The 14,332-nt window shown below is 70.1% G+C and carries 12 protein-coding genes; 11 read left to right on the top strand and 1 reads right to left on the bottom strand.

What is annotated here, in order from left to right; all coding sequences use genetic code 11:
• The first annotated feature begins 307 nt into the window (after positions 1-307).
• The 4 genes from ACZ4SV_RS16240 (at position 308) to ACZ4SV_RS16225 (ending at position 7,414) form a co-directional block, all read left to right on the top strand.
• Positions 308-967, top strand: coding sequence for a response regulator transcription factor (locus ACZ4SV_RS16240; protein ID WP_468004907.1), 660 nt, complete (start codon positions 308-310; stop codon positions 965-967).
• Positions 968-1,064: 97 nt separating this feature from the next.
• Entirely contained in the window at positions 1,065-1,727 is a 663-nt protein-coding gene (locus ACZ4SV_RS16235; protein ID WP_365872807.1) for a ScbR family autoregulator-binding transcription factor, read from the top strand.
• A 307-nt stretch (positions 1,728-2,034) separates the two neighbouring features.
• Positions 2,035-5,772, top strand: a complete 3,738-nt coding sequence (locus ACZ4SV_RS16230; protein ID WP_468004905.1) for an ACP S-malonyltransferase — start codon at positions 2,035-2,037, stop codon at positions 5,770-5,772.
• A 151-nt stretch (positions 5,773-5,923) separates the two neighbouring features.
• Positions 5,924-7,414 carry a hypothetical protein gene (locus tag ACZ4SV_RS16225; RefSeq protein ID WP_468004903.1) on the top strand — a complete coding sequence of 497 codons (1,491 nt, stop codon included), beginning with the start codon at positions 5,924-5,926 and terminating at the stop codon, positions 7,412-7,414.
• Between the two features lie 699 nt (positions 7,415-8,113).
• Here the strand turns inward: ACZ4SV_RS16225 and ACZ4SV_RS16220 are convergent.
• A complete protein-coding gene (locus ACZ4SV_RS16220; protein WP_468004901.1) occupies positions 8,114-9,562 on the bottom strand; it encodes an MFS transporter in 1,449 nt (482 codons plus the stop codon).
• A gap of 251 nt (positions 9,563-9,813) precedes the next feature.
• Between ACZ4SV_RS16220 and ACZ4SV_RS16215 the strand changes: the two genes are divergently transcribed.
• The 7 genes from ACZ4SV_RS16215 (at position 9,814) to ACZ4SV_RS16185 (ending at position 14,174) form a co-directional block, all read left to right on the top strand.
• Positions 9,814-10,719, top strand: coding sequence for a helix-turn-helix transcriptional regulator (locus tag ACZ4SV_RS16215; protein ID WP_365871680.1), 906 nt, complete (start codon positions 9,814-9,816; stop codon positions 10,717-10,719).
• A gap of 319 nt (positions 10,720-11,038) precedes the next feature.
• Positions 11,039-11,776, top strand: a complete 738-nt coding sequence (locus tag ACZ4SV_RS16210; protein WP_468004898.1) for a DUF6879 family protein — start codon at positions 11,039-11,041, stop codon at positions 11,774-11,776.
• Entirely contained in the window at positions 11,773-12,621 is an 849-nt protein-coding gene (locus tag ACZ4SV_RS16205) for a helix-turn-helix domain-containing protein (protein WP_468004896.1), read from the top strand. Before ACZ4SV_RS16210 ends, ACZ4SV_RS16205 begins: the two co-directional genes overlap by 4 nt.
• Positions 12,622-12,707: 86 nt before the next feature.
• Complete coding sequence (locus ACZ4SV_RS16200; RefSeq protein ID WP_468004894.1) at positions 12,708-13,169, top strand: hypothetical protein; 462 nt, start codon at positions 12,708-12,710, stop codon at positions 13,167-13,169.
• Positions 13,166-13,507 carry a hypothetical protein gene (locus ACZ4SV_RS16195; protein ID WP_468004892.1) on the top strand — a complete coding sequence of 114 codons (342 nt, stop codon included), beginning with the start codon at positions 13,166-13,168 and terminating at the stop codon, positions 13,505-13,507. The genes ACZ4SV_RS16200 and ACZ4SV_RS16195 overlap by 4 nt, the downstream gene beginning before the upstream one ends.
• Positions 13,504-13,980 (top strand): hypothetical protein, encoded by a 477-nt coding sequence (locus ACZ4SV_RS16190; protein WP_468004890.1) that lies wholly within the window; start codon positions 13,504-13,506, stop codon positions 13,978-13,980. Before ACZ4SV_RS16195 ends, ACZ4SV_RS16190 begins: the two co-directional genes overlap by 4 nt.
• Positions 13,977-14,174 carry a hypothetical protein gene (locus ACZ4SV_RS16185; RefSeq protein WP_468004888.1) on the top strand — a complete coding sequence of 66 codons (198 nt, stop codon included), beginning with the start codon at positions 13,977-13,979 and terminating at the stop codon, positions 14,172-14,174. Before ACZ4SV_RS16190 ends, ACZ4SV_RS16185 begins: the two co-directional genes overlap by 4 nt.
• Positions 14,175-14,332 lie beyond the last annotated feature (158 nt).

Below are 14,332 nucleotides of genomic sequence, written 5' to 3'. Positions count from 1 at the left end.
TAACGCAATAGCCACACGCACCATACGTAGCTGTCACGCAGCAATTGATGCCAATAGATGGGCATTTGAACGGCCATGTCCGTGCCCTCTCCATGCAAGTTCTCCGTTCAGTGAACCCTCAACCAACCCGCGCCCAGGCCGCCGTGCGGACCTGATCGCGTTGACAAACAGACAACCTTGCCTGGTACTCTGACGGTCAAAAGTTCTGTTGCGCCCTTGGGGGAAGGAGCGTTACGTGAATCGGCAGGTCATGGATCTGGCGAGACCACACAGCGGGGCAGGGCAGTCGCCGGCGGGGGTACAGGCCGTGCAGGTGCTCGTCGTCGAGAACGACACCCCGGCCGCGGATGAGCTGACGCAGGAGCTGCGCAGAAACGGTTATGTGGCCAGCAGTGTGTCCACCGGTGCGGAAGCCTTGCAGGCGCTCGGCGGTGTCGACATCGTCCTGCTGGACCTCGATCTCCCCGATCTGGACGGCCTGGAAGTCTGCCGCCGGATACGGGTGGCCGGCAATGTGCCGATCATCTCCATGACCGCGCGCGGTGCCGAACTCGACTGTGTGCTCGGGCTCCAGGCCGGCGCCGACGACTACCTGGTCAAGCCCTACGGCCTGCGGGAACTGCTGGCCCGCATGGAAGCGGTGCTGCGCCGGGTGCGCCCCCGGTCACCGGCGGCGCGGGTCATCACCCACGGCCCGCTGCGGATCGACACCGGCGCGCGCGAACTGCTCCTGGACGGACGGCGGGTGGACCTCACACCCAAGGAGTTCGACCTGCTGTGCCAGCTCGCCTCGCAGCCCGGCACCACCCTCTCCCGGCGTCAACTGCTCAGCCAGGTGTGGGACGACGAGTGGTCGCACCGCAGCCGCACCATCGACACGCACGTCAGCAGCCTGCGCAGCAAGCTGGGTTCGAGCCGCTGGATCGTCACGGTGCGCGGCGTCGGTTTCCGGATCGGGCATGCGTGACTCAATACGGCTGCTCGTACCCGAGGACAGGGCACCGGTGGAATATAGTGCAGGCAAGTTTGTATGTTTTAGAACCTGAGATGTGAGGATCCGACGGATGGCCCGACAGGAGCGAGGTATCAGGTCGAAACGCTCGATCCTGGAGGCCGCCGCGGCTGTGTTCGGCGAACGCGGGTACGACGCGGCGAGCACGAACGAGATCCTCGCCAGGGCCGGCCTCACCCGCGGCGCGCTGTACCACCACTTCCCCTCCAAGGAGGCGATCGCCTCGGCGCTGGCGGAGGCACAGGGCGAGGCCCTGGTGGTACCGGACCATCCCGTGAAGCTCCAGTCCGTCATCGACCTCACGCTGGCGTTCTCGCTCCGGCTCCAGACGGACATGGTGCTGCGGGCCAGTGTGCGGCTCGCCGTCGAACGGTCGTCCTTCTCGGCCTCGGCGCAGGCGCCCTACAACCAGTCGATCACCCTGGTCGAGGACCTGCTGTGTCAGGCCGAGAAGCAGGGCGAACTGCTGCCGGGAGCCGATCTGTCGGAGGTCGCCGCGACCATCGTCGGCGCGTTCACCGGCCTTCAGGTGATGTCGGAGGCCTACAGCAGCCGGCGGGACCTGCCCGCCCGCATCTCCGCGCTCTGGCGGCTCCTGCTGCCCGGGCTCGCCGCGCCGGGAATGCTGCCGCGGCTGCGCACCAGCCTGCCGCCCGAGCCGTCCGAGCAGCCCGAGCCATTCACGTCTTCCGCGCCGTCCGCGCCGTCCGACTGACAGCGTCAAGCACCGAAAAGAATCGGGGTCGAGAGCCTTCCGGGCTCTCGGCCCCGATTCTTTTCCTCCCGGCCCGGGACCCGGCCGAGCGCCTCTCCCACCAGCATCTTTGAAGTTCTCTGACATTCCCTTGCAGACGCTTACAGAGCCTCACAGAGGCTTGGAGAAACCTGTATCGGAACGTGTTGAAACGGGTTCTGGCGAACCGAAAGAATAAATACCGTACCCGGGAATGAGGATTTGATTCCCCGCGCCCAAAGGCGAGCGTGCGATGTTACCGCCCAGAAGAACCCGAGAGGCGATGCTTGTGTCCCGCTCTCTGTCCCCCGCTCCTTCCCCCGCCCACCCCGCACTGGCCCCGGCCGCACGGCCCGCTCTCGTCGACGACGTCCTCAGCACCAAGGACCGCATCCGCGTGGCCGGGTTCTTCCCCGGCCTGGGCAGCCGGGGCTTCTACCGCGGCCTCGGCCGGCAGCTCCTCGACTCCGGCATCCCCGAGGTCACCGGCGTCTACCGGGAAGCCGCCCGCGCCCTCGGCTTCCCCGGCCGCCCCGACCTGCTCCTGCTGGACCCGGAGAACCTCCCGGACGGCAAGATGGAGCGCCAGGGCTTCATCGGCGCGTCTTTGCTGGTGCACAGCCTCGCCCTGGACGCCTACCTCCGCGACCGGACGGCGAAGAACGGGGTCCCCGTCGACTTCGTCGCCTACACCGGCGAGAGCTTCGGCGTCCTGACGGCCGCGGTGGCGAGCGGCGCCCTCTCCGTCTTCGACGGCACCAAGATCGCCCAGGCGTTCACGCCGCTGATGCTCCAGGCCGCCGGCGCGCACAGCACGGACGAGCCCTTCGCCCGGGACATCGCCTCCTACCTGGACGAGTCCGTCCGGCGGACGCCCCTGGTCGGCGAGCCGCACCACGTGGTCGCCGTACGGGCGCCGAGCCCGGACGCCCTCGCGGTGGTCCTGGACGGCATCCGCGCGGCCTTCGCGCTCACGGACGTAGAGCTGCACAAGACCTACGCGCCGACGCAGGCGAACCTCTACGTCCGGGCCGGGGCCAGGCCCGCATTCGACGCGTTCCTCACCACCTTCACGGAAGCGACCAGCTGGGACCTGAAGGAGCCGACCGTCTTCCTCGCCCACTCGGCGCGGATGCGGCCCGCCCGGGAGGCCCTGGAGCGGTTCTTCGTCACCCACCGGATCCACTTCGCCGGCCCCCGCGTGCCCGTGGTGTCCAACCATGACATGTCCCTGCTCACCACGGCCTTCGACGTCCGCGAGGGCGTCCTGGCCATGACGGACCGGGTCATGGCCTCCCGCGACACCTGCGAGAGCCTGAACAGCCTCGACGTGGACATGGTGCTGGAGCTGGGACTGGGCGCGAAGTCCGTCCGGCTGCTCCAGGACAACGACGTCGCCTCCCCCGTCACGGCCTACACGGGAAGCCACGAGGACACGGCCAGGTTCCTGCGCGCCGTCAACGCGGTGAGCGCCCTGATGTCCCGGCTGGAGGAGCTGTACGGCTCGGAGGAGGAGCTGACGCGCGAGGACCACCACCTCCTGCACGAGATGTTCCGCCTCGCCGCCGACAACGCCTTCTGCGACGACTACTTCTCCCGCACCCTCGGGCGCGTCATCACCGCGGAGATGCTGCGCCCCGACCGGGAGGGCTCGCCCGCCTTCTACCGGTTCCTGGAGATCTTCCAGCACACCCGCGCGCACCGCGAGCACATCGCCGTCGACCGGGGCGAACTCGTCACCCGGGCGCGGACGAAGAAGCGGATCACCGCGGGGGACTCCACGCTCCTGGGCAAGGCCTACGTGGAACTCACCGTGCGGGACGCGACCGGCGACGTCCGCACCCGGACCCTGCACACCACCCGTCCGGAGGTGGTCGTCTTCCACTTCGGCGGCCCGTCCGGCCCCGGCGGCGAGGCGCTGGCCCGCAAGACCCGGCTGCTGCTGGACACCCAGCCGACCGCGTACGAGACGCACGACCGGATGCTCGGGGGCCCGCACCCCGACGGCGCCCTGCACCCGGCGGGACAGCGGGTCGTCTACCAGTACCTGCTGTTCAGTACGCTCGCCCAGCACCGGCCCGCCCTGTTCGCGCAGAGCGACCACTACCTCGAAGGCGACGACGTCCCCGGCTGGCTGGCCGCCCTGGCCGTCTCCGGCGCCGTCTCCCTGGCCGACGCGGTCACCCTGAGCACCGGCTCGGCCCCCGAGGACGTGACGGAGCGCATCCTGAGCGGGAGCGGGCTCACCCCGGCCGGGATACCCCTCGTCTCCCCCGAGGGCGTACCGGTCCAGTCCCGCAAGGACCTGGCGGACGCCACCCGCGCCGTGCTCCGGGACGGCGCTCTCGACACCCCGGTCCGGCGCATCCACCTGAACGGCAACTGCCAGCTCGTCGCCCTCGGTTCGGAGCCGGCCGCGACCGACGTCGACACCGGGCCGTACGCCACGCACATCGTCGCCGTCACCGAGCCGGCCGAGGTCTGGAAGAAGCGGGTCAACCCCGCCCTCGACGCCTTCGAGTACGCCTGCGTCCTCGACCTCACCGAGGAGAACGCGGCCGTCCTGGCCAACGCGCGCAGCCGCCGGGTGCTGTCCAGCACGGTCCACGCCTACATCCACAGCGACGAGACGATCGTCGGCTTCGGCCAGGGCGGCAGCGAGTCCATGACCGTCTTCGTCCGGAAGGAGGGCGAGGAGCACATCACGGTCCGCAAGGTCCTCAGCGAGGCGCTGACCACCGCGCGCTGGGACCCGGACGGCGACGGCGTGATGCTCCCGCCGTTCACCAAGGCCAGGAAGCAGGCCGAGTACCTGCAGTCCCTGCCCGAACCGGTGCGCGCCTACTTCCCCGAGGTCTTCTCCGTCCTGGAGCGCGAGACCCCCGTCCCGTCCCACCTGCGGACCGACGAGCACACGGTCGACCGGGAAGTCATCTACGAGATGAGCTACATCGCGGGCGAGGAGGTGAGCCGGTACGTCGAGAAGCACACCCCGCCGCCCGCCGTGGTCGCCCGGCTCTACGAGCAGATCATCCGGGTGCTGAACGACGAGGTGCACAGCATCGGCCGCGTGCCGGCACCGGGCGAGACACTCGACACCTCGTACTTCAGGAAGATCGAGGACCGGCTGGACCTGTGCCGCCGCACGGCACCGCGCACCTTCTGCGCGCACCTCCTCGACACCGAACGGATCGTCGTCAACGGCGTCTCCTACCTGAACCACACGGCCCTGCTGAAGCGGTTCCGGGACACCCCGCAGTACGCGGAGATCCTCGAACCCGCCTTCCACTCCCTCGTCATGGGGGACACCAACACGGAGAACATCAAGCTCACCCACACCGAGCCGCTGCGGCACGCCCAGCGCCTGATCGAGTCCGGGGCACCGCGCGAGGACGTCGACGCGGCCCTGGCGGCCATCACCCCCGCCACCCTGGGGATCAGGTTCCTCGACCCGCGGGCCATCGGCTTCAAGAGCGAGGGCAAGGACACCCGCGACGACGCGATGTACGACAACAAGCCGTGGCACAACTCCATCGGCCACTACGACGAGATCCACTTCGAGCAGTTCGCCATGAGCGTCGACGTCGGCGAGGGCCGCACGCCCAGCGTCGACATCGCGTTCCGGCACGGCAACCCGTACCAGAAGGCGTACCGGGTACGGGACGTGATCGCGGCCGGGGGCACCGTCGACCCCGAGGCCCCGCAGGGGATGGAGGACTACTTCGCCCCGGTCATGACGGCCGCGCTGGGCCTGGACGACCCCGAGTCGCCCTATCTCAGGGACGACCCGTACTGGCTGATCCGGTTCGTGTTCATGATGGGCCAGCACTTCACGGCGATGCCCCCCTTCCATTTCCAGAAGGAACTGGACGGCACGCTCGTCGACACCTACCAGACCCAGCGCCGCCCGGTCGCGATCTACTGCGAGGGCATCAAGTGGCTGAACTGGGCCCTGCACATGCTGGAAGGCAGCAGGACCGAGTTCCTGGGCCTCGCGGTGCCCCCGCTGCCCTATCCGGAGAGCTAGGGCCTCTCGTTTGGATCACGCCGGGCTCGCGGGCTGCTCCAAACGAAAGACCCTAAGGGCACCCCTCGGGAACGGCCCCCGTTCACCCGCCCCTCGAATTCCCTGAAAAAAGCCCTCGTACGGCGACCGTCCCTATTGGAGGACCGCACCCATGAACGCTGTCCCGCGTTCCCTTCCCCTTTCCGGGCTGAACGAGATGCCCAACGAGTCCCGGATGATCGCGACCCCGTGGAGCCGCATGCTCCGCGGCATCGGACTCGGCCAGTACCCCATCGACTACGACCCGGCGATCGCCGGCCACATCCGCGACAGCTTCGACCAGCTCGCGAAGAAGGTGTCGCCGTCCGACGGCTACACCCTGTTCAGCCGGGACATGGCGGACTTCACGCTGCGGGTCCTCGAACCCGGCAGCGACCGCGCCTGGATAGAGCCGGCCGTGGGGCCGCTGCTGGACGCCGTCCGGGCCGTGCCCAACCCGTACTACCGGGCCACGGCCGGCAGCATCCTCATGGACGCGTTCGCCAAGCTGGACCTCGACCTGTCCCTGCTGGTCAACGAGGACGTGGACTTCCCGGCCGAGGTCCTCGGCATGCTCGACGAGATCGCTCCGGACCGGATCGAAGACGACAACCAGGGCCGGCACGGCGAGTACGAGCGGGTCTCCGCCTGCTGCACCGTCTTCCTCGCCCTCGGACAGCTCGGTCTGCGCGACCGCCTGGTCACCGCCGAGCGCAACCACGTCGTCGAGGCGCTGAACCTGCTGGACCGCATCCCCATCCCCTACTTCTGCGGGCGCGTGGGCGGCATGCTGATGTCCGTGCTCGCACTGCTCGACTACACCGAGCACATCTTCGACGGCGAGCGCGACTACATGCGGGAGGTCCTCGAATACCTCACGCGGGCCGACGAGGTGGGCAACTGGCCGGCCTTCCCCAACCCCATGCCGACCCCGTGGAAGAAGGTCTATCCGCTGCTGACGATGCTGAACGCCATCGCCATGTGCGGCAGGCCGGAGTATCTGACGCAGCCGATCGACGCCCTGGCCGAGGCCAGGGACCTGATGGGCCGGATCCCCTGGGACACCCGCGTCCACATGTCGCAGTACTACGTCATCGCCCTGCACAACCTGGGTCGCCTGGCGGACGAACTGCCCGACCTGGACACCTTCATGAAGGACGTCGCCGCGGTCCTCGACACCGTCGACCCCGGGGAGAACTACTCGCCCCGGGGCAACGCCTACCCGTACATCATCGAACTGTCGATGATGACCGGCCGGATGGACCTGATCCCGGACGAGGCACTGGTGCGCATGGCCGACTCGTTCCCCGACCTGGACCGCACCGGCCCCTACGAGAACCGCATCGACGACAACCGGGCGAACCGCGCGTTCCCGGTCAGCTACGTCCTCAACATCCTCGGCGAGATCGGCGCCCCGGAGCTGATGTTCGCCCCGCGGGACCGCTACGAGGGCCGCTCGGCCATCGCCTGGGTCATCGAGGACCTGTCCGAGGGCGCCAGGGAAGAGGGCGACCGCATCTCGATGCTCGACCACTCCCTGCTCAGCTACGCCCTGCGCCTGCGCGGCGCCGACGCGGGGGAGACCGACCTGTTCAAGAACTTCACGTTCCCCTTCACGGCGTAAGACCGCAGCGCGCCACCCCCCACCCCTCGGCCTCGCCTGGCCGGCCCCCGAATCCCGGGAGCCGGCCAGGCGAGGCTTCGGCGTGTGCGGGGTCCGTTGCGGTGCCTACGCACGGGGTGCCCACCCACCTTGCGTGTACGGGACGGGGGGCCGGGGGTACGCCTTCTCGTCCCCGGAGTCCGGGGGCACGCCGTCTTCTTCTCGGGGTCCGGGAGAGTCCGGCACGCACGGCACGCACGGCACGTGCGGAGTGGGCGGAATGGGCGGGGGCGCTCGGTGGGCTCGGCGGGCTCGGCGGGCTCGGCGGGCTCGGCGGGCTCGGCGGGCTCGGCGGGCTCGGTGGTGAGGGCGGCCCGCCGAGCCCCTGTGGGGCCGCCCGCCTGAAGGCGTCCGATACGCCCGCTCACCCGCTCCGTCCCGCCGCGCCTGCCGCAGGTCCCGGGGCACGAGAAACACGCCCGGTGCGGGCGTGGAGGAGTGGCGGCGAGGGCTCGTCGTCGAGTCGTACGGGCGGGTCCGGGCCAGGCCGCCGAGGACCCGGTGCTCCCGGCCGGCCCGCCCGTCTCTCCCCCCTCTCTCCGCCCCTCTCCGCCCGTCTCCCCTCGTCTCCCCTCGTCTCCCCTGCTCCTCATACGCGTGCACCGCCCTCCGGGTGGAGGGCGGTGCACGGGAGGGGAAGCCGGCCGGTGCCGTGCGCGGTCAGTGCGCGGGGGTCCGGTCGCTGCGCAGGAAGACGGCGCTGGTGAGGACACCGAGGAGGACGATGGCCGCGTTCACCGCGATCGCGACCTTCAGACCGCCGAGGATGGCGGTGGCTCCCGTCCCTGCCATGGCCGCGGTGACGACGGCGCTCATGATCGGCGTGCCCATCGTGATGCCGACCTGCTGGGTCATGGTGGCGAGGCCGGTGGCCAGACCCTGCTCGTGGTTGGGCAGACCCGTGGTGGCGGTCACCATGAAGCCCACGATGACGAGCATGTTGCCGACACCGCCGAGGAAGCTGGCGACCAGCATCAGCCACAGCCACGAGCGGTCGTCGCCGAGGCCGACCAGGGCCGCGGTGAACACGGTCTGCAGGATGCCGCCGACGATCAGCGTCTGCTTGCTGCCCAGCTTGCCGATGAACTTCGGGGCCGTGACACCACCGGTGACGGTGCCCAGGCCGAGGATGCCGAAGGACAGACCGGCGGCGAGCGCGGAGAAGCCGAGCACGTCCTGCAAGTAGAGGGTCAGCGGGAAGACCAGGGAGCACTCGGTGAGGAACGCGATCAGACCGGCGACGTTGCCCCAGGCCACCGACCGCTTGCCGAGCACGCTGAGCGGCACCAGCGGAGCGGACACCTTGCGCTCGACGGCGTAGAACACCACCAGCAGCACCGCGCCCGCGGCCAGCGACAGCAGGGCCTGCGCGGAACCCCAGCCCTTCTCGCCCGCCTGGGTGAGACCGAAGATGATGGCCAGCAGGCCGAGCGTGACGCTGATGGCGCCGGGCAGGTCCAGCTTGGGACGCTCTTCGAGGCGGGACTCCTTGATGACCGTCGGCGCGATGATCAGTACGGCGATGGCGACGGGCACGTTGATGAAGAAGGACCAGCGCCACGACAGCAGGTCGGTCAGCACGCCGCCGAGGATGGCGCCGGTGGTGAAACCGCTGGACATCAGCGCGCCGTTGAGGCCGAGCGCCTTCTGGCGCAGCGGGCCCTCCGGGAACGAGGTCGTCATCAGCGACAGCGCGGCCGGGGTCACGGCAGCGGTGGCCAGACCCTGGAACACGCGGGCCACGATCAGCATCTCCGGGTTCTGCGCCAGGCCGCCCACGAGGGAGGCCGCGCCCAGGACCACGAGACCGCCGAGGAACAGCCGGCGGCGGCCGAACAGGTCGGCGACCCGGCCGAACAGCAGGGTGAAGCCCGCCGCGCACAGCGCGAACGAGGTACCGATCCACTGCAGGCGCGACAGCGAGAAGCCCAGGTCATTGCCGATCACCGGCAGCGCCACGTTCAGGATGGCGAAGTCCACGGCGAGCATGAACTGCGTGGCGAGCAGCAGTACCAGCACCAGTCGGAGCCGGGGGGTGAGCACCGCTGGTGCCGGGTCGACGGCAGTGCCGGGCGCGGTACCGGCCGCCTCCGTATCAGTGACAGACATGACGTCGAGTCCCTTTCCTCTGGATCCTCTGGTTCTCTGGTTCCTGACACGCGGCGCTCTCGTTCGCGGCACGCGCCGTTGAGGAAAAGGCTCGTCGGCGTGCGGATTCCAAGCCAGAACCCTGCGTTGCACAGCCAGTACGAGGGTAGTCATCACAGGACCACCCTTACGGCTTCCAGCCTTTACGCCCGGCGGGCATCATGGGAGATCACTGGCACAGCCTGTCGCACTCCGCCGCCCTGGAGGCATGAATGGACGCCTCGTCCGAGCTGGGAGACTTCCTCAAGTCGCGCCGCGCCGCGCTGCGCCCGGAGGAAGTCGGCATCACCCCGCACCCGACCCGCCGCCGCGTCACCGGTCTGCGCCGCGAGGAGCTGGCGATGCTGGCCAACATCAGCATCACCCACTACACCCGCCTCGAGCAGGGCCGCGCCACCAGTGTCTCCGACGGCCTGCTGGACGCGCTCGCGCGCACGCTGCGCCTCACCGACGACGAGACGGCCCACCTGAAGGACCTCGCCCGTCCCGCCACCGCCTCGTCCCGCCCCGCACCGCCCCGGGTGGCGCACGCCAGCGCCTCCGCCCGGCAGTTGCTGGCGGCCATGACCGACGTGCCGGCCCTCATCCTGGACCGGCGCAACGACGTCCTGGCCTGGAACCACCTCGGTCACGCGCTGCTCGCCGGCCACCTGGCGCCCGAGAGCCCGGAGACACCGGCCACCCGCCCGAACCTGACCCGGATGCTGTTCCTGGACGAGCAGTACCGCGAGCTGTACGCGAACTGGGACGACCAGGCGCAACTCGCCGTGGCCGCCCTGCGGCTGGAGGCCGGCCGCCACCCCGACGACCGCTCGCTGGCCGAGCTGGTCGGGCAGCTCACCATGAACTGCGACGAGTTCGCCTCCCGCTGGGCCCGGCACCCGGTGCGCACCTGCACCTCCGGGGTGAAGCACCTGCGGCACCCGCTGGTCGGCGCGATGGAACTCAGCTTCGAGAACCTCGTCCTGCCGGGCACCTCGGGTCAGCGCATGATCGCCTACACCGCCGAGCCCGGCTCGCCGTCCGAGGCGGCACTGCGACTCCTGGGCAGCGCGACGGCCCCGGTCGCACAGGACACGACGACGGCCCGCCGCGTCACGACCCCGGCGACCCGATGACCCCACCCACCCCCTGACCCGGGCCCGTCCCACCCGCGCCCCGTCGACAGCCTGACGTCACGCGTGCGCGCCTTCGACGGATACGTGCCCGAGTTGTCCGGGCGGACACGGCAGCGAGGCATCGAGCCGCCGGCGCCGGCCGGGCGGAGGCGAGTCTGATCGTGGGCCCTCTCTCGCCTCCGGGCGGGGGAGGGCCCTCCGCTGCGTTTGCGCGCAATCCGCAGCACGCCCGGAGTACCTGCAATCGCTCGCAATCACAGCACGCCACCGAGCCATCCCGCGCATTCTGGTACCCCACCAACCCGGCAGCGGAGGCGTGATGACGCTCAGGTTCATCGGCACCACCAGCGACGAAGGCGACTGCCCCACCCTGTACGAGATCGAGGGCACCGACGAGATCCTCGTCCAGGGCGACCGCGAGACCGACCCCGAGCACCTGGTCCAGCTGCGCGACGTGAAGCCGACCGAGACGTTCGTCCGCGTACCGCGCAGCCTGCTTACCCGATACGCCCCGCGCACCCCCGCCCCTGAACTTCAGCCGTTCTCGGCGATCAGCCACCTGTTCCGCGAGTTCCGCCACACGGCCTGGCGGCTGGAGACCCGCCGCGGGTACGCCTCCGACCGGCGCAGCCCGAAGTGGGCACGCTGGCAGGCCGGCGAGGACATCGCTGCCGAGCCGAGCACCTGGCTGGAGAACGTGGCCCAGCAGACGGCGGCCGGGAAGAGGTTCGAGCGCGTGCGCCTGGTGGACGACCCGCCCACCGACGGCCAGCGGTTCCTGCTCGCCAGCGCGCCCGGAAACGTCGGGGCCGGCGAGGACATCCGCAACCTCACCCGCGCCCAGGCCGAGCATCTGCGCCTGCCCGACTACGACTTCTGGCTGTTCGACTCCAAGATCCTGGCCCGGTTCGCATTCGACGAAGACGACACCACCCTCGGCGTGTACGTCACCGAGGACCCTGCCGAGGTGCTTGCCGCCTGCCAGGCCCGCGATGCCGCCTGGCACCACGCTGTGCCTACGCAGGAGGTCGCGCGGCAGGTAGCTTCGACTGTGTGACCACCGACTTCCAGACGGCCCGTGAAGCCCTCGGCGCGCGGCTGCGCGAGCTGCGCACCGAGGCCGGGCTGGAGGGGAAAGACCTCGCCGCCCGGCTCGGCTGGCAGACGTCGAAGGTGAGCCGCTTGCAGAACGGCAAGCAGACCCCCACCCGCGACGACCTCACCGCATGGGCGAGCGCACTGAACCGGCCGGGCGTCGGACCAGAGCTGCACGGGCTGCTGGCCGGGCTCGATATGAAGCAGCGGAACCGGTCGTGGCGGAAGCAGCTGGCCGGCGGGCACCGCGGCCGTCAGGAAATCGCGGTACGGCTGACGGAGAACACCCAGCAGATCCGCGGCCTCGAAGTCTCGCGGATCCCGGGGCTGTTCCAGACCCCGGAGTACGCGCGCGTCGTCTTCGACGCCCTGGCAGAGTTCCGCGGCATCCCGGCTACGACCGAGGCGGCCGTGGAAAAGCGCATGCGCAGGCAGGAAGCCCTGTACGACCCGGACAAGTCGTTTCGGTTCGTGCTGTGCGAGGCAGCCTTGTACCACCGCCCGTGCCCGGTGGACGTGATGGCCGAGCAACTCGACCGGCTCTACAACCTCGTCGGGCAGAAGCGTGTGGAGCTGGGCATCATCCCCTTCGGCGCGCAGCTGCGCCGCACCGCCCCGCACGCGTTCTGGATCTACGACCGGCGCCTGGTCATCGTGGAGACGATCAGCGAGGAACTGTGGCTGACCGGCGACGAGGACGTGCAGCTGTACGAACGGGCCTGGGAGTGGCTCGCTGAGTCCGCCGAGTACGGTGCCCCGGCGCGGCGCCTGATCGGCCGTGCACGGGCCTCTCTCGACCTCTCGTAAGCAATCAGCAGCAACCCGCCCGCCGCCATGCGCAATCCCGCGCAATCGGCACGCAGGTCCGCAACCGCCCTGCATACGGTCGCGCCATGGCGACCTTCATCCCCATCGCCCCACTCGGCGAAGGCCAGGCATGGCTGCTGTCGCACGCTCCGGACCCGGCCGCAGTCCAGCAGACGTGGGATGCCGGGCAGCTGGCCGCGATCCCGTCTGGCCCGTACTGGCGCGTGGCCCAGGTAGAGCTGTCCCGGTCCCTGGACGCGCTCGGCAGGCTCGGCTCGATCCCCGTCGGCCCGATACTCACCGACATCTACAGCAGCATGGTCTGGTGGCTGCTGTTGCCCGAACTCGCGGACCAGCTGGACGACATCGCGGGCCTCGCTGTGCACCCGGCCGGCTGGGCACTGGAATGCCCGCCCGTCACACACTCGCTCGGCGGCCGATGGTGGCTGGCCTTCCCGGACGGGTCTGGCCGACTCACCGACCCCACGCTGCTTGCTGCCGCCCTGGGCCCTGGAGGCTACCGTCAGGAAGTGAGGGACCCGGAATGACCTCGGCTCAGCGCAGCCATCTGATGGAGATCCCCGTCGACTTCGTACCTCACATTCCGCTGCCCCGCCTGGAGCTGCTGTCCGACGCCCGGACCCGCGGCGCGCAGTGCGTATGGGGCGGGGAGGTGCTGACCACCAATACCGCCATCGACCTACACGAACGCGTCACCGACAACGGCGCGCACTGGTTCCCGCGTGCCTGCCGGCGCTGCCTGCGCAGCGCCGTACACACCGCCCGCGGCCGGCACCCCGCCGATTGCCCGGACTGCAAGAGCGTCACCGACCTCTGCCCGGTCCGCCATGCCCTGCACGACCTGCTGCTGGAGCTGGGCCGGTGACCGTGCAGGATGCCGGTGAGCTGTTACGCCTGCACCAGCTCATCGCCGTACACGAGTTCCCGCAGACCCTGCCCCCGGCAGCCCTGGCCGGTGAGGCGTGCGTCTGGTGCACCAGCCCGGCCGACGCCACCGCCGTGAGGTTGTCGGCTGCTCTTCCCTGGTGGGGCTGCCTGCCCTGCTACGCGGCGCGGCTGGCCTGGTATGTCACCTGGTACGACTGGCACGACCACTACGAGAGCTGCGTCGCCTGTCGGCAGCGTCGGACCTGCTACGTCGGCCACGGCCGCCGCATCCTGCACGAACAGACGGCAGGCCCGGCCGCCAAACCCCAGCCGACCTGCTTCCCCTGCCGGGGCCCGCTGCTCCCGGCGGAGCTGACCGCGCCGCTGCTCTGGCACAGCCCGAGCACCTTCGCACCCCGCCTCGGCTACGCCCACGTCCGCTGCCTGACCGAGAGGGTGACCGTCCGGTGAGCATCCCGGTGTCCCCGCCGCCACTCGTACAGCTCCCGCTCGATCCACCGCGGCCGGTGCGCGGCTGCGCTCAGTGCGCCGCCCTGGTCCAGCAGCGCGTCGAAGCGCACGCCGCTGGCGACTTCTCCCGGGTGAGTGACTGCCACGTGCTGATGCGCCGGCACGCCCGGCAGGCCCGGCACAAGGTGACCTGAGATCTACCGCTGCCACCTGACGGCGATCGGCCGCGGCGGGCCGGACGTCCGTCCCTGCCCCCATCGGGGGCGGCCGTCATCCAACGAGGTCTCGCACAAGGACTCTTGCTGCGGCACCACGCCGACGGCAGGAACGCCCGGACCGACGGATCCGCGAA

The sequence above is a fragment of the Streptomyces sp. NPDC027672 genome (genome assembly GCF_055566335.1).
The sequence above is the reverse complement of the archived record's forward strand: the minus strand, read 5'-3'. Positions and strand labels throughout refer to the sequence as shown.

What these genes read in the sequence shown, in the direction of transcription:
- ACZ4SV_RS16195 (WP_468004892.1), top strand. Translation starts at nt 13,166, where the DNA reads ATGACCTCGGCTCAGCGCAGCCATCTGATGGAGATCCCCGTCGACTTC.
- ACZ4SV_RS16215 (WP_365871680.1), top strand. Translation starts at nt 9,814, where the DNA reads ATGGACGCCTCGTCCGAGCTGGGAGACTTCCTCAAGTCGCGCCGCGCC.
- ACZ4SV_RS16210 (WP_468004898.1), top strand. Translation starts at nt 11,039, where the DNA reads ATGACGCTCAGGTTCATCGGCACCACCAGCGACGAAGGCGACTGCCCC.
- ACZ4SV_RS16225 (WP_468004903.1), top strand. Translation starts at nt 5,924, where the DNA reads ATGAACGCTGTCCCGCGTTCCCTTCCCCTTTCCGGGCTGAACGAGATG.
- ACZ4SV_RS16200 (WP_468004894.1), top strand. Translation starts at nt 12,708, where the DNA reads ATGGCGACCTTCATCCCCATCGCCCCACTCGGCGAAGGCCAGGCATGG.
- ACZ4SV_RS16235 (WP_365872807.1), top strand. Translation starts at nt 1,065, where the DNA reads ATGGCCCGACAGGAGCGAGGTATCAGGTCGAAACGCTCGATCCTGGAG.
- ACZ4SV_RS16220 (WP_468004901.1), bottom strand. Translation starts at nt 9,562, where the DNA reads ATGTCTGTCACTGATACGGAGGCGGCCGGTACCGCGCCCGGCACTGCC.